Below are 14638 nucleotides of genomic sequence, written 5' to 3' on the forward strand. Positions count from 1 at the left end.
CTCCGGCCCGGCGTCACGCGCCGTAGCCGTCCGGGTTCCGTGACTGCCAGTTCCAGGAGCTGCGGCACATGTCGTCCAGGCTGTGGCGGGCGCGCCAGCCGAGCGTCCGCTCCGCCTTGCCGGGGTTGGCGTAATAGGCGGCGATGTCGCCAGGGCGCCGGCCGGCCACCCGGCACGGCAGGCGCCGGCCGCAGGCCCGTTCATAGGCGGCCAGCACCTCGCGCACGGTGGCGCCGGCGCCGCTGCCGATGTTGAACGTCTCCGCGCCGCGCGGCGCCGCGAGGGCGAAATCCAGCGCCGCCACATGCGCCGCCGCCAGATCCACCACATGAATGTAGTCGCGCAGGCCGGTGCCGTCGCGGGTGTCCCAGTCGTCGCCGTAGATGCACAGCTCCGCCCGCCGTCCCACGGCCACCTCGGCGATGATCGGCATGAGATTGTTGGGCGCGTCGCGCGGCGCCTCGCCGATGCGGCCGCTGGCGTGGGCCCCCACCGGATTGAAATAGCGCAGGATGACGCAGCTGCACTCCGGCGTGACCCGCGCCCAGTCGCGGAGCACCGTTTCCGCCGCGAGCTTGGTGCGGCCGTAGACGCCGGCAGGCAGGCAGGGATGGGCCTCGTCCAGCGGCAGGTACCGGGGCTCGCCGTACACGGTGGCGGAGGAGGAGAAGATGATCCGCCGGCAGCCTGCCGCGGCCATCGCCTTCAGCACGTTGATGGTGCCGCTGACGTTGACGTCGTAATAGTCCAGCGGCGCCCGCTCGGCCTCGTCCACCGCCTTGAGGCCGGCGAAATGGATCACGACGTCGGGACGGTAGCGGGCGCACAGGCGCGTCACCGCCGCCAGGTCGCGCATGTCCGCCCGTTCGACGCGGACGGCGCGGCCGGCGAGCGCCGCCACCCGGCGCATGGCTTCCGGGGAGCTGTTGGCGAAGCTGTCGACGACGCACACGTCATGGCCGCGCGCGAGCAGCTCCAGCACCGTGTGGCTGCCGATATAACCTGCGCCGCCGGTCACCAGTACGCGTGCTGCGGTCATCGCTCCTGTCTCCCTGCGCCGGCCGCGGCGCACGCCTGTTTCTACAGCGCCCGGCGCGCCGCGCAACGCGCCCGTCCGGGAGCGGCGGGCGCGGCCGCGAAAGCGATGGCTGTGGCGCAACCGGCGGCGAATGTAAACGCGCCCCGGCGCCAGATTGCGGCGCGCCCGCCCGGAGCGCCGGCTCAGCCGGCGGCCGCCTGCTCCGCAAGCGTCGGGAAGTCGACGTATCCCTTCGCGCCGCCCTGGTAATACACCGCCGGCGGGGCCTCGTTGAGCGGCGCGCCGGCCTCAAGGCGCCGCACCAGGTCCGGGTTGCCGATGAAGGCGCGGCCAAACGCCACCATGTCGGCGCGGCCGCTCTCCACCGCGTCGATGGCCATCTGCCGGTCATAGAGATTGTTGACGATGGTGACGCCCCGGAACAGCCGGCGCAGCTTCTGCAGGTCGAACGACGGCTCGGCCTCGCGCGAGACGCCGGTGTCGCCCTCCACCAGGTCCAGCCAGCCGATGCGCAGTCCGTTCAGCCGCTCCACCAGATGGGTGAACAGCGGCTCGGGATCGCTGTCCCATGCGTTGTAGGCGTGACCGACCGGGGCGATGCGGATCGCCACCCGCTCCGGCTCCCACACCTCCAGCAGCGTCTCCAGCACCTCGATGACGAAGCGCACGCGGTTCTCCACCGGCCCGCCATAGATGTCGTCGCGCCTGTTGGTCATGTCGCGCAGGAAGCTGTCGATCAGGTAGCTGTGCGCGGCGTGCAGCTCCACGCCGTCGAAGCCGGCCTCCCTGGCGCGGCGGGCGGCGTCGCGGTACCAGCCCTTCACCACCGGCGCCTCCTCAAGGGTCATGGCGCGGGGCGTCTCGTAGGGAACCATGCCCTGCGGGGTGAAGATCCTGCCCTCGCCCGGCACGGGCGAGGCGGCCAGCGGCGGCTCCCCGTTCTGCGAAAACGACGAATGGCTGATGCGGCCGGCGTGCCAGAGCTGGCAGAAGATGCGGCCGCCGCGCGCGCGCACTGCTCCGGTCACCTGCCGCCAGCCGGCCACATGGCTGTCGGCCCACAGCCCCGGCAGGAAGGGGCCGCCGCGGCCGCCGGGCGTCACCGCCACCGCCTCGGTGAAGATCAGGCCGGCGTCGCCGCGCTGGCCGTAATAGATCTGCTGCAGCTCGCCGACATGGCCGTCTTCCGTGGCGCGCGCCCGGGTGACCGGCGACATGGCGATGCGGTTGTTGAGCGTCAGCCCGTTGAGCTCACAGGGCGCGAACAGCTTTGCGGTGGTCAAGGCGAATCCTTCCTGGGCGTCGTTGCGGCGCCGCGCGGGCGCCATGCCCGCTGGATTTCATACCGGCGGGCGCGAGGCAAGGCGGCAGACCCGCCGGCGCGGCGGCGAAACCGCTTGCCGGCGCGCCGCGCCGGCGCCACTCTCGGTGGAAAAAGAGGGGACCGACAATGATGAAAGAAACACATGCGCCGGCGCGCACGCCGGCGCCGGGAAGGAAACGCCATGAAAAAAGCGTATCTGACGCTTGTCGCCGCCGTAGCCATGCTTGGCGCGCACGGCTTCGCCGCCGCCGGTGAAAAGAAATACGGTCCAGGCGCCAGCGACACGATGATTAAACTGGGGCAGACCATGCCCTATAGCGGACCGGCCTCCGCCTACGGCGTCCAGGGCCGGGCCGAAGTGGCCTATTTCAACATGATCAACGCCCGCGGCGGCGTCAACGGCCGGAAGGTGCAGCTGATCTCCCTCGACGACGCCTACAGCCCGCCCAAGACCGTGGAGCAGACCCGCAAGCTGGTGGAGCAGGAGGAGGTGCTGGCGCTGGTCAACTCCATCGGCACCGCCACCCAGGCGGCCGTACAGAAATACCTGAACGGCAAGAAGGCACCCCAGCTGCTGGTCTCCTCCGGCGCGGACCGCTGGAACGACCCCAAAAACTATCCCTGGACCACGCCGGGCTTCGTCTCCTACACCTTTGAGGGCAAGGTCTACGGCCGCCACGTCAGCCGCACCGCGCCCGACGCCAAAATCGGCATTCTCTGGCAGAACGACGACGCGGGCCGCGATTACGTGCGCGGCTTCAGGGCCGGCCTCGGCGACAGCCTGAAGAACGTGGTTCGCGAGGCCACCTACGAGATCACCGACGCCACCGTCGACTCGCAGATCCTGCAGCTGCGCAACTCCGGGGCCGAGGTGCTGTTCATCATGGCCACGCCGAAGTTTGGCGCCCAGGCCATCCGCAAGATCGCCGAAATGGGCTGGAAGCCCACCATCTACCTGTCGTCGGTGGCCTCCTCCCGCACCCAGACGCTGGAGCCGGCCGGCCTGCAGAACGCCGTGGGCGTCATCACCGCCACCTCCCTCAAGGATCCGGACGATCCCGCCTGGGCCAGTGACGAAGGCGTGAAGGCCTACAAGGCGTTCATGGCCGAGTGGTATCCGGAGGGCGATCCGCGCAACAGCGGCAACGTGTTCGGCTATGTCGTCGCCCAGACGGTGGAGCACATCCTGCGCCAGGCCGGCGACAATCTCACGCGCGAGAACATCCTGCGCCAGGCGACGAACATCAGGGACCTGAAGCTGGACCTCTACCTGCCCGGCATCACCATGAACGTCAGCCCGGACAATTACACCACGGTTAACGCGCTCAACCTGCAGCGCTTCAACGGCGACCGCTGGGTGGTGTTCGGCGAGCCGATTCCGGCCGACTGAGCCGGGCGCGCGCCGGCTCCGGCTGGCGCTTCCCCCTCCCGGCGAAGCCGCGCCGGCGCGCGCCGCTGGCCCGCCGGCGCGAATGGCTGCGCATGCAACCAATGCATACCGAATATTTTCCTTGCTGACTGGCGGCCCCGTCGCGGGCGCGGCATAACCCGCCGCCACGCGGGCGCAAAGCCTGCGCGCGCGCGGACGGCCGCCGCGCCGGCCGCGCGCCGCAAGCCATGCATCTTGTGCATTGCTCGGGCTGGTTAGGGATGGCGGGACTTGCCCGGCGCAGGGGGAGGCGCCATGAGACCCCCCTTCACCGCGCGGGCGGGGGGCGCCGCCAGTCATTTCAGGCAGGACATGCAGAACGTCAGGCAAGACCATCATCCCGTTGGCCGGATGAGCTACCGGGAGTTCGTCGTTTTCATCGCCGCGCTGATGGCGACCAACGCCCTGGCGATCGACTCGATGTTGCCCGCGCTGGGCGAGATCAGCCGTGACCTCGGTCTGGCCACCGAGAACGAGCGGCAGTGGATCATCACCGCCTATCTGCTTGGTTTCGGCGCGTCGCAGCTGTTTTACGGCCCCATCGCCGACCGTTTCGGCCGCCGGCCGGTGCTGGCCTTCGGCCTCGTCGTGTATGTGGGGTGCAGCGTCATTTCGGGGCTGGCCAACACCTTCGAAACCATGCTGGTCGCCCGCGTGCTGCAGGGCGTCGGCGCGGCCGCCACGCGCGTGCTGGCCGTGTCGATCGTGCGCGACTGCTACGCCGGCCGCCAGATGGCGCGGGTGATGTCGATGGCGATGATCATTTTCATGCTCATCCCCATCCTCGCGCCCTCGTTCGGCCAGGCCATCATGCTGGTGGCCCCGTGGCACTGGGTGTTCGGCCTGCTCGGCGTGTTCGGCGCCGTGGTGCTGGCGTGGATGCTCGCCCGCCTGCCGGAGACGCTGCGTCCGGAAGACCGCCGGCCCATTGAGACCGGCGCCATCCTGGCGGCGGTGCGCGCGTGCCTGACCACGCGCGAGGCGCTGGGCTACATGCTGGCCAACACCCTCGCCCTCGGCGCGCTGTTCGGCTACATCAACTCGACGCAGCAGATTTTCAGCGACGTGTTCCACGCCGAACACCTGTTCACCACCATTTTCGCGCTGACGGCGGCGTTCATGGCGGCGGCCTCGCTGCTCAACGCGCGGCTGGTGGAGCGCCTTGGCATGCGCCTGCTCTCCCATTCGGCGCTGCTGGGCTACATCGCCTTCGCCGCGGTCCACTATCTGGTGGCGGCGGGCGGCGTGGAGACACTGCCCAGCTTCTTCCTGCTGCAGTCCGGCGTGATGTTCTGTTTCGGCGTGATGAGCGGCAACTTCGGCGCCATGTCCATGCAGCCGCTGGGCCACATCGCCGGCACGGCCTCGTCGGTGCAGGGCTTCTGCACCACGGTCGGCGGGGCGCTGATCGGCTTCGCCATCGGCCAGCATTTTGACGGCACCACCGTGCCGATGGCCGCCGGCTTCGTGCTGTGCGGCCTCGCCACCCTGGCCGTGGTGCTGACGGTGGAGCGCGGCCGCCTGTTCCGCGCCCGCAACGCCTGAGTCCGCGGGGAAGCCGGCGGGCGCACGGGGCGCCGCCCCACGCCACGCGGCGTGCGGGGCGGTCGCCTGCATGACGCGCCGGCGGCGCCGGCGCGGCAAGGACGCCTCTAGGGCACGTTCACCGGCACCTGCCTGGGGCCGATCAGGCAGTAAAGGTCCGGCCGGACGCCGCAGTCGCTCCTGAGGATGGAATCGTACATGTAAAATTCAATCCGTCCGTCCACATCCGTCGTTATTATGGTCGTCAGATTGTCCAGTCGCGTAAAAAGACGCGGCATGTCGATCAGTATGCGATATGGCGTGGTCGGGGTGCGTACGAATTTGAACCTGACCGGAATGTCTGGCTTGAACTGGTGATCTCCGACGTAAAACCGTCCCGAGAAGTGGCTGACCCAACGGCAGTTACATGCGTCCACATACCGGCAGGTAAACGCCGCCGAGAATATCTGCGGGTCGCCGTCGTCCGGCGGAGGAGGCGGCGGCGGAGGAGGCGGCGGAGGAGGCGGCGGCGGGGGAGGGGGTGGCGGCGATGGCTGCGCCTGCTGCACGACGGTCAGCGTCGCGATGTCGGACACGGACGTGTCGTCGCTGTTTCCGGTCGCGTCGATGATGCGGTAACGAACCTGATTGGCGCCGAGCCTGTACAGCGACGCGTCGGTGTCAAACCGGATGTCGCCGGACGCGTACCCCCGGACAACCGTGTAGGCCGGCGCCATCTGCATGTTGGGGTCATTGATATACAGCGCAATGCTGTCATCCGGCTCAGGGTCCTTGTTGGGAACGACTAGGACGGTTATGACGGACGCGGACCCTTGCGTGAATGTATTGTTTACAATTCCGGCGAATAAAGGCGCTGGCAGTCCCATTCAAGTATTCCCTGCGTTATGGTCGGCAGGGCTTAACATAACACGTCGTGATGTGAGGCGTTCTTTCTGCGTAATGCAGGCGCTTGTCCTGTCGGGATGCTGGCCGCCGCGTCATGGCGCGCGCTCACCGCGCGCCGGACGGACGGTTCTGCTCCAGCGCCGCGCACAGCTCACGGTCATGGCGGGACGCGCGCTGCAGCTGCTCGGGCCACGCGTCCGCAGGCAGGCCGAGGCGGCGGCTGACCTGGACTGACAGCCGCGCCAGCCGCTCCAGATCGGCGCGGACCTGCCCCCCGGCCACGCCCGCCAGCCGCGGGATCACCGGAGCGCCGCCGGCGTAGCGCGCCGCCGCGAGCGGGCGCACGGACGGCGCCGCCGCCGCCAGCGGCCAGCGCGCCGCCCACCATGACGCCGCCGCATAGGCGCGCCCGGTCACGTCCTCGCAGCGGCCCGGCGCCGGCGGCGGCGGCGTGCGGGAAGTGAAAAAACGCTCGCTCCAGCGCGCCATGCCTTCCAGCAGCCAGCCTGTCTTGAACATGCCGTAGCCGTACTGGAAAAGATGGAACATCTCGTGGGCGGCGGTGGGGTTGCGGCTGAAGTCGCGCGTCCGGTTGATGGTCTGCCCCCTGAAAAGTGGTCCTCCCTGAAGTAGGCTATTGAGCCGTAGGAGGACGTTTGAATGCCCCAGAAGAAGCATAGACCTGAAGAGATCGTGGCGAAGCTGCGCCAGGTTGATGTTCTGTTGTCACAAGGCCGGTCAGTTGGCGAAGCGGTTCGTTCGATCGGCGTGACACAGTTCACGTATTACCGATGGCGCAAGGAGTTCGGCGGCCTGAAGGGCGATCAGGTGAAGCGCCTGAAAGAGCTTGAGAAAGAGAACGACCGGTTGCGCAAGGCGGTGTCGGACCTGACGCTCGAGAAGCTGATCCTGAAGGAGGCTGCCTCGGGAAACTATTGAGCCCCGCGCGCCGCCGTCGCTGCGTCGATCATGTCATGGCGAAGTTCTCCGTCTCGGAGCGCTTTGCCTGCAAGGTTCTCGGCCAGCACCGTTCGACCCACCGCAAAAAGCCCAAAGGCCGGCCGGATGAAGAGGCATTGATCGCCGACATCGATCGTGTCCCGTGCCGTGGTGTAGTTGGATTTCATAGCCATCGGTGATTTCCGATAGGGTCGGGTTGCTTAGAACCAACCTGAAGGACACCACCGATGACCGACGATATGATGAACCTGCGCTCGCTCGTTGAGAAGAGTGCTGACGCCGATTTGCTGCGCGAGATGATCGGCTTTGCCGCCGAGAAGCTGATGGAATTGGAGGTCGGCGCTGACGTTGCCCCCTGCGCCTATTCCGGTTTGAAGTTTGATCTGGCCCCGCTGAGAGGACCAGACATGAAGCGCACGCGGTTTTCAGAAGAACAGATCATCGCCATCCTGAAGGAACACGAGGCGGGCATTCCGGTGGCGGAGCTCTGCCGGAAGCACGGCGTCAGTGACGCCAGCATCTACAAGTGGAAGGCGCGGTTTGGCGGCATGGAAGTGTCCGAGGCCAAACGGCTGCGGGCCCTTGAGGACGAGAACAGTCGCCTGAAGCGCATGCTGGCCGACGCAATGCTCGACAATGCGGCGCTGAAGGATCTTTTGGGAAAGAAGTGGTGACGCCCGCCACGAGGCGACAGGCCGTTCGCCATCTCATGCAGCAGCACGGGATGAGCGAACGTCGGGCGTGTAAAGCCACCGGCTTCAGCCGCATGAGCATGCGTTACCAGGCGCAGCGCCGGGACGATGGCGTCCTGCGCACACGGATGAAGGAACTGGCCCATGAACGCCGGCGCTTTGGCTACCGGCGTTTGCATGTGCTGCTGCGTCGTGAAGGCTTTGAGGTCAACCACAAGCGGCTCTTCCGGATATACAGGGAAGAGCGGCTCGGGGTGCGCCGTCGGGGCGGTCGCAAGCGGGCCATCGGAACACGGGCGCCAATTGAGCCGCCGCTGTCGCCAAACGAACGGTGGTCGCTGGACTTCGTGTCCGACCAACTGACGGATGGCAGGCGGTTCCGCGTGCTGACAGTCGTGGACGACTGTACCCGCGAGTGCCTCGCGCTTGTAGCGGATACGTCCCTCTCGGGGGCGAGGGTCGCGCGTGAACTGGATGCCCTGATTGTCGCCCGGGGCAAGCCAGCCATGATTGTCAGCGACAATGGCAGCGAATTCACGTCGAACGCCATTTTGACGTGGGCAGACAGGTCCAGGGTGCGCTGGCACTATATCGCGCCTGGCAAGCCCATGCAGAATGCGTTCATCGAGAGCTTCAATGGACGTCTGAGAGACGAGTTCCTGAATGAGACGCTCTTCTCCACGCTGACCCAGACGCGCTCCCAACTGATCGTGTCCCGTGCCGTGGTGTAGTTGGATTTCATAGCCATCGGTGATTTCCGATAGGGTCGGGTTGCTTAGAACCAACCTGAAGGACACCACCGATGACCGACGATATGATGAACCTGCGCTCGCTCGTTGAGAAGAGTGCTGACGCCGATTTGCTGCGCGAGATGATCGGCTTTGCCGCCGAGAAGCTGATGGAATTGGAGGTCGGCGCGAAAACAGGCGCGGCCTATGGCGAGAAGAATGCCTTTCGGCTGGCCCAGCGCAACGGCTACCGCGACAGAGACTGGGAGACGCGGGCCGGAACAGTAGAACTTCGCATTCCGAAACTCCGCACCGGCAGCTACTTTCCGAGCTTCCTGGAGCCGCGTCGCATGGCCGAGAAAGCCCTGACCGCGGTGATCCAGGAAGCCTACATCCAGGGCGTTTCGACCCGCTCGGTTGACGACCTCGTTAAGGCCATGGGCATGTCGGGCATTTCCAAGAGCCAGGTCTCCCGGCTGTGCGAGGAGATCGACGAGAAGGTGAAGGCTTTTCTCGACCGGCCCATCGAAGGCGAATGGCCCTACCTCTGGATTGACGCGACCTATTTGAAGGTCCGGCGTGGCGGGCGCATCGTCTCTGTTGCAGTCATCATTGCCGTCGGCGTCAACACCGACGGCCGACGCGAAGTGCTCGGCATGGAGATCGGCACGTCCGAGGCCGAGGCGATCTGGACCGAGTTTCTTCGAAAGCTGACCAGGCGGGGTCTGCGTGGCGTCAAGCTCGCCGTCTCAGATGCGCATGAGGGCATCAAAGCCGCAGTATCGAAGGTGCTCTGCGCTACCTGGCAGAGGTGCCGGGTGCACTTCATGCGCAATGCTTTGGCCCATGCTGGAAAGAGCGGACGGCGTGTCGTCTCCGCCTTCATTGCCACGGCCTTCGCTCAGGACACGTCGGAGGCGGCAAGCACCCAGTGGCGCAACGTCGCCGACCAGATCAGGCCAAAGGTGCCGAAGCTCGCCAGTCTCATGGACAGCGCCGAGCAAGACGTGCTCGCCTACATGACCTTTCCCAAGCAGCATTGGGCCAAACTTCACTCGACCAACCCGATTGAGCGATTGAACGGCGAGATCAAGCGGCGGACAGAGGTCGTCGGCATCTTCCCCAACGACGACGCTATCGTGCGCCTGGTCGGTGCACTGCTGCTCGAACAGAACGATGAATGGGCCGTCCAGCGATCCCGCTATATGACCCTTGAGACAATCGCTACGATGAGCGATGATCCACTCATCAGCCTGCCAGCAACAAGCTGACACTCATCCGACCCTCTGGGATGAGCCGTGGCCGTCTAAGCTACACCACGTCCTGGGACATCATCCCGACATCATCCGCCTGGCCTCACGCTACGGCCGCTATGGCTATCGCCGGATCACGGCAATGCTGCGATCCGAAGGCTGGACGGTGAATGCCAAGCGTGTCGAGCGCATCTGGCGGCGGGAGGGGCTGAAGGTTCCCCAGAAGCAACCGAAGAGAGGACGTCTCTGGCTGAATGACGGATCATGCGTTCGGCTTCGGCCGGAGCACCCCAATCATGTCTGGTCCTATGACTTCGTCGAGGGCCGGACCCACGATGGCAGGAAGTTCCGCATGCTCAACATCATCGACGAGTTCACCCGGGAGTGCCTGGCGATCCGCATTGATCGCAAGCTCAACTCGACCGACGTCATCGACACCCTGTCGGACCTGTTCATCCTGCGCGGCGTGCCGGGCCATGTCCGTTCCGACAACGGCCCGGAGTTCATCGCCAAGGCTGTACGGGAGTGGATCGTAGCCGTCGGCGCAAAGACAGCGCAGCGTTCATCGAACCAGGAAGCCCTTGGGAGAACGGCTACTGCGAGAGCTTCAACTCGAAGCTCCGCGACGAACTGCTCGACGGTGAGATCTTCTACAGCCTCGCCGAGGCCAAGATCATCATCGAAGCCTGGCGGCGATACTACAACACCAAGAGGCCACACTCGTCGCTTGGATACAAGCCACCGGCACCCGAGGCCATCATCTGGCCTGCGCCAGCAAGCGGAGCAGCACCGTCATCTGCCCAGGCAATAGCCCCAAGGCCGATCATGAACTAAGATTGAAACCGGACCACCCTATGGGGTCAGGCCAATCGCCCAGCTGCGCGATCTGGAGCACGTGCGCGAGGCGCTTACCTCGACCACGGTGGCGACCCTCGCCGACCTGCCGTTCTTTTTCGTGTTTCTGGGGGTGATGTGGATCCTGGCCGGGCCGCTGGCGCTGGTTCCGCTGGGCGGGCTCGTGCTGATGGCGCTGCCGGGCGTGCTCGTGCAGCCGCGGCTGCGCGAATACGCCAACGCCTCCATGCGCGAGGCGTCGCTGCGCAACGCCATGCTGGTCGAGGCGGTGCAGGGCATGGACGACATCAAGAGCCTGCAGGCGGAGCAGCGCTTCCTGCGCCTGTGGAACCACTACAACGCCGTCACCGCCATGGCGCAGCTGAAGCTGCGCCGCATCACCAACGGTCTCACCACCTGGGGCGGCGTGGTGCAGATGCTGGTGTTCGCCGCCGTGGTGACGATGGGCGCGCCCATGGTCATCGCCGGCGAGATCACCACCGGCGGCCTGGTGGCGGCGTCCATGCTGGGCTCGCGTATGATCGCGCCCATGGCCCAGCTCACCCAGGTGCTCGGCCGCCTGCAGCAGGCGCGGGTGGCGGCGCGCAGCGTCGACGCCGTCATGGCGCTGCCCGTGGACGACGCGCCTGACGAGAGCCGGGTGCACTTGCCGGTGATTTCCGGCCACTACCAGCTGCGCGACGTGACGCTGCGCCATGGCGACGAGAACTCGCCGGTGGCGCTGTCGGTGAAGGCGCTCGACATCCGGGCCGGCGAGCGCATCGCCGTGCTTGGCCGCAACGGCGCCGGCAAGAGCACGCTGCTGCGCGCCCTCGCCGGGCTGCTGCAGCCCTCGGCGGGCGAAATCACCCTGGACAATGTGGCGCTCGCCCATATTGATCCGGCTGACCTGCGGCGCGACATCGGCTTCGTCGGCCAGGACGCGCGGCTGTTCCACGGGTCGCTGCGCGACAACCTGCTGATGGGCGCCCCCGACGCCTCTCACCAGGAGCTGACGGAGGCGCTGGCGCTCACCGGCGCGCTCGGCTTCGTGCGCCGCCTGCCGGCCGGGCTTGACCATGTGGTGGGCGAGGGCGGCGCCGGTTTCTCCCAGGGCCAGCGCCAGCTGCTGCTGCTCACCCGCCAGCTGCTGCGCAATCCGCAGGTGGCGCTGCTGGACGAGCCGACCGCCAGCCTGGACGAGGCCGCCGAGCGCGAGCTGGCGGCGCGCCTCGGCGAATGGGCGCGCGGGCGCACGCTGGTGATGACCACGCACCGGCTGCGGCTGCTGGAAATCGCCGACCGCGTCATCGTGCTGGACGAGGGCCGCGTCGTGCTCGACGCGCCGCGCGCGGAGGCCCTGCAGAAACTTGGCCGGGGGCCGCGCGCCGCGGCGCCGGCGCGCCAGACGAAGGGAGCGCCGGCATGAGGTCCGTCTTTTTCTGGCGGAAGCCTGCCCCGGCGCCGGCCGCCGTCGATCTGGACGCCGAGGGGGGCGACGTGCGCCTTTCCGGCGCCACGCGCATCATCGTGCTGCTGGCGGCGCTTCTGGTCGTGTTTCTCGTCTGGGCCAGCTTCGCCACCCTGGACGAGGTGGCCAGCGGCCAGGGCAAGGTGGCGCCGTCATCGCGCGAGCAGGTGATCCAGTCGCTGGAAGGCGGCATTCTCGCCTCGCTCAACGTGCGCCAGGACGACGTGGTGCAACCCGGCCAGATCCTGGCGCAGCTTGACCCCACGCGTTCCGAATCCAGCGCCGGCGAGATCGAGGTGCGGCTGCACGCCGCCCAGGCAAGCGCCGCCCGCCTCACCGCCGAGGTCAACATGACCGCGCTGAAATTCCCGCCGGAGCTGGACGGCGCGAAGGAGCTGGTGGAGGCCGAGACGCGGCTCTACAATGCCCGCCGCAAGGCACTGGACGAATCCACCGCCTGGCTGCGCCGGTCGCTCGAGCTGGCGAAGAGCGAGCTCGCCATCAGCGAGCGGCTGCAGAAAGCCGGCGCCGCCAGCCAGATCGAGGTGATCCGCCTCAACCGCCAGATCGCCGACCTGGAGCTGAAGCTGGCGGAGGTGCAGTCGCAATATGTGGTGCGCGCCCGGGAGGAGCTGGCGAAGGCCGAGGCGGACGTCAAGGCGCTGCAGCAGCAGCTGCGCGCCCGCAGGGACACGCTGTCGCGCGTGGTGTTCCGCTCGCCGGTGCGCGGCGTGGTCAAGAACATCGAGGTGACCACGGTGGGCGGCGTCATTCCGCCCAACGGCAAGCTGATGGACATCGTGCCGCTGGACGACACGCTGCTGATCGAGGCGCGGATCTCGCCCCGCGACATCGCCTTCATTCACCAGGGGCAGCGGGCGACGGTGAAGATCTCCGCCTACGACTACTCCATCTACGGCGGCCTGGAGGGCAAGGTGGCGAGCATCTCGCCCGACACCATCCGCGACGAGGCCAAGCCGGACGTCTATTACTACCGCGTGTACATCAAGACCAGCAGCGACCGGCTGGTGAACCGGGCGGGCAAGGAGTTCCCGATCTTCCCCGGCATGATCGCCACGGCCGACATTCACACCGGAGAAAAGACCGTGCTGCAGTACCTGCTGCGGCCGCTGAACCGCGCCCGCGAGGCGCTGCGCGAACGCTGAGGCGCGCCGGCCGCCCGGCCTTGCGGCCCTGGCGGCGTGACCGGGACCCGCCGGCCCGTCCGTCAGGCCGGCTGCGGCTCCGGCGCCTGCTGGCACACGTCCACCCAACGGGCGCCGGTGAGTTCGGCGAGGCGCGCCGGGCTGATGCGCACGGCGCTGTCGATGGAGCCGGCCGCCGGCGCGACGTCGTCAAAAGCCTGCAGCGACACGTCGCAGTACACCTGCAGCGGCCGGGCGAGGCCAAACGGGCACACGCCGCCCACGGGATGGCCGGTCAGCGCCTCCACCTCGTCCGCGGCCAGCATGCGCACCTTGCCGCCGAACGCCTCCCGCGCCTTGCGGTTGTCCAGCCGGGCGTCGCCGCGCGTCACCACCAGAAACACCTCGTCGCCGCGGCGCAGCGACAGCGTCTTGGCGATGCGCGCCGGCGGCAGGCCCAGCGCCGCGGCCGCCTCCGCCACAGTCGCGGTGCGCTGTCCGGTTTCAATCACCGTGATATCGGGGGCCTTTTCGGCGAAAAACGCCTTTACGCTCGCCAGACTCATCCTCTGCTCCTGCGTGAGTGCAGGGCTGCATCGCCGCTCGCGGCGCGCGGGTCAATATGACGGAGGGCCGCTCCGGCGGTCGTGCGCCTGGCCGGCCAGGCAGGCGCCTGCCTGACGCTCCGCGGCGCCCGTTCAGGCCGGCCGGTCGCGCCGGCTGTGACCGGCCGGCTGGCGCAGGCGCCTCAGCTGGCGGCCTGCGCCTGGTCGTGCTCCAGCCCTTCCTCCACCCGCAGCACGTCGTTGAAGCGGTTGAAGGCGCCGCACAGGGCGATGCGCCAGGTCAGCTCCACCAGCTGCGCGTCGGAGAAATGCTGTTTCAGCTCCACGAACATCTGGTCGCGGATGCGGTGCCAGTCCGTTGTCACGGCGACGGCATAGTCCACCACCAGGCGGTCGCGGGCGGTGAGGGCGGGATGGGCGCGCAGGTCGTCCAGCGTCTCCACCCCGTCGAGCGCGAGGCCCGCCACCGCCAGCTTCGGCGCGTGCTGGCCGACGCAGTAGGGGCAGCTGTTGACCAGCGACACGGCGATGATCGCCAGCTCCAGCGACCGCCTGTCCAGCACCGCCTCGTCGGCCAGCTGGGTCAGCAGGCCCCAGATGTGGGCGAATACGGGAAGGCGGTTGGCCATCACCCCGGCCTGGGACTCGAACGGGCCGTAGGCGCGCATCCTGTCCCACAGCGGACGCAGGTTTTCGGGAAGGGCGTCGCGGCCAAGAACCGGAACGCGCGGCATGGTCGGTCTCCTGCAGTTAACGGGCCGCGGGGC

Annotated in this window: 11 protein-coding genes and 3 pseudogenes; 8 read left to right on the forward strand and 6 right to left on the reverse strand. The window is 67.6% G+C overall.

Going from position 1 to position 14638, the window contains the following annotated elements; genetic code table 11:
• Positions 1-13 precede the first annotated feature (13 nt).
• Entirely contained in the window at positions 14-1039 is a 1026-nt protein-coding gene (gene galE / locus ACFFJB_RS01140) for a UDP-glucose 4-epimerase GalE (protein WP_376828855.1), read from the reverse strand.
• 182 nt (positions 1040-1221) lie between these two features.
• A complete protein-coding gene (locus tag ACFFJB_RS01145) occupies positions 1222-2322 on the reverse strand; it encodes an alkene reductase (RefSeq protein WP_376828857.1) in 1101 nt (366 codons plus the stop codon).
• Positions 2323-2544: 222 nt separating this feature from the next.
• On the opposite strand from ACFFJB_RS01145, the gene ACFFJB_RS01150 reads away from it, so the two are divergent.
• Together ACFFJB_RS01150 and ACFFJB_RS01155 are read left to right on the forward strand one after the other, a co-directional pair.
• Positions 2545-3753 (forward strand): ABC transporter substrate-binding protein, encoded by a 1209-nt coding sequence (locus ACFFJB_RS01150; protein WP_376828859.1) that lies wholly within the window; start codon positions 2545-2547, stop codon positions 3751-3753.
• 351 nt (positions 3754-4104) lie between these two features.
• The gene (locus tag ACFFJB_RS01155; protein ID WP_376828861.1) at positions 4105-5337 is read left to right on the forward strand and encodes a multidrug effflux MFS transporter; all 1233 of its coding nucleotides are present in this window, start codon (positions 4105-4107) and stop codon (positions 5335-5337) included.
• A gap of 107 nt (positions 5338-5444) precedes the next feature.
• Here the strand turns inward: ACFFJB_RS01155 and ACFFJB_RS01160 are convergent, their stop codons facing one another.
• Complete coding sequence (locus tag ACFFJB_RS01160) at positions 5445-6203, reverse strand: hypothetical protein (protein ID WP_376828863.1); 759 nt, start codon at positions 6201-6203, stop codon at positions 5445-5447.
• Positions 6204-6327: 124 nt separating this feature from the next.
• A complete protein-coding gene (locus tag ACFFJB_RS01165) occupies positions 6328-6771 on the reverse strand; it encodes a hypothetical protein (RefSeq protein ID WP_376828865.1) in 444 nt (147 codons plus the stop codon).
• Positions 6772-6882: 111 nt separating this feature from the next.
• On the opposite strand from ACFFJB_RS01165, the pseudogene ACFFJB_RS01170 reads away from it, so the two are divergent.
• The 6 genes and pseudogenes from ACFFJB_RS01170 to ACFFJB_RS01195 all read left to right on the forward strand — a co-directional run.
• Positions 6883-7313: pseudogene (locus ACFFJB_RS01170) on the forward strand (transposase); the annotation flags it as partial.
• A 276-nt stretch (positions 7314-7589) separates the two neighbouring features.
• Positions 7590-8581: pseudogene (locus ACFFJB_RS01175) on the forward strand (IS3 family transposase); the annotation flags it as partial.
• A 95-nt stretch (positions 8582-8676) separates the two neighbouring features.
• The gene (locus ACFFJB_RS01180) at positions 8677-9873 is read left to right on the forward strand and encodes an IS256 family transposase (RefSeq protein WP_376828581.1); all 1197 of its coding nucleotides are present in this window, start codon (positions 8677-8679) and stop codon (positions 9871-9873) included.
• Between the two features lie 67 nt (positions 9874-9940).
• Positions 9941-10689, forward strand: a pseudogene (locus ACFFJB_RS01185) (IS3 family transposase); the annotation flags it as partial.
• A 52-nt stretch (positions 10690-10741) separates the two neighbouring features.
• Positions 10742-12118, forward strand: a complete 1377-nt coding sequence (locus tag ACFFJB_RS01190) for an ATP-binding cassette domain-containing protein (RefSeq protein ID WP_376829108.1) — start codon at positions 10742-10744, stop codon at positions 12116-12118.
• A complete protein-coding gene (locus ACFFJB_RS01195) occupies positions 12115-13326 on the forward strand; it encodes an HlyD family type I secretion periplasmic adaptor subunit (protein ID WP_376828866.1) in 1212 nt (403 codons plus the stop codon). Before ACFFJB_RS01190 ends, ACFFJB_RS01195 begins: the two co-directional genes overlap by 4 nt.
• Positions 13327-13388: 62 nt before the next feature.
• Here ACFFJB_RS01195 and ACFFJB_RS01200 read toward each other — a convergent pair whose 3' ends face one another.
• The gene (locus ACFFJB_RS01200; RefSeq protein ID WP_376828868.1) at positions 13389-13871 is read right to left on the reverse strand and encodes a YbaK/EbsC family protein; all 483 of its coding nucleotides are present in this window, start codon (positions 13869-13871) and stop codon (positions 13389-13391) included.
• Positions 13872-14053: 182 nt separating this feature from the next.
• A complete protein-coding gene (locus ACFFJB_RS01205) occupies positions 14054-14605 on the reverse strand; it encodes a carboxymuconolactone decarboxylase family protein (RefSeq protein WP_376828870.1) in 552 nt (183 codons plus the stop codon).
• Between the last annotated feature and the right edge of the window lie 33 nt (positions 14606-14638).

The sequence above is a fragment of the Camelimonas abortus genome (genome assembly GCF_042432745.1).
GTDB lineage: Bacteria > Pseudomonadota > Alphaproteobacteria > Rhizobiales > Beijerinckiaceae > Camelimonas > Camelimonas abortus.

Bases quoted from the DNA above. Each gene is read 5' to 3' on its own strand.
- ACFFJB_RS01205 (WP_376828870.1), bottom strand. From the start codon at position 14,605: ATGCCGCGCGTTCCGGTTCTTGGCCGCGACGCCCTTCCCGAAAACCTG.
- ACFFJB_RS01165 (WP_376828865.1), bottom strand. From the start codon at position 6,771: ATGTTCCATCTTTTCCAGTACGGCTACGGCATGTTCAAGACAGGCTGG.
- ACFFJB_RS01150 (WP_376828859.1), top strand. From the start codon at position 2,545: ATGAAAAAAGCGTATCTGACGCTTGTCGCCGCCGTAGCCATGCTTGGC.
- galE (WP_376828855.1), bottom strand. From the start codon at position 1,039: ATGACCGCAGCACGCGTACTGGTGACCGGCGGCGCAGGTTATATCGGC.
- ACFFJB_RS01155 (WP_376828861.1), top strand. From the start codon at position 4,105: ATGCAGAACGTCAGGCAAGACCATCATCCCGTTGGCCGGATGAGCTAC.
- ACFFJB_RS01195 (WP_376828866.1), top strand. From the start codon at position 12,115: ATGAGGTCCGTCTTTTTCTGGCGGAAGCCTGCCCCGGCGCCGGCCGCC.
- ACFFJB_RS01180 (WP_376828581.1), top strand. From the start codon at position 8,677: ATGACCGACGATATGATGAACCTGCGCTCGCTCGTTGAGAAGAGTGCT.
- ACFFJB_RS01160 (WP_376828863.1), bottom strand. From the start codon at position 6,203: ATGGGACTGCCAGCGCCTTTATTCGCCGGAATTGTAAACAATACATTC.
- ACFFJB_RS01200 (WP_376828868.1), bottom strand. From the start codon at position 13,871: ATGAGTCTGGCGAGCGTAAAGGCGTTTTTCGCCGAAAAGGCCCCCGAT.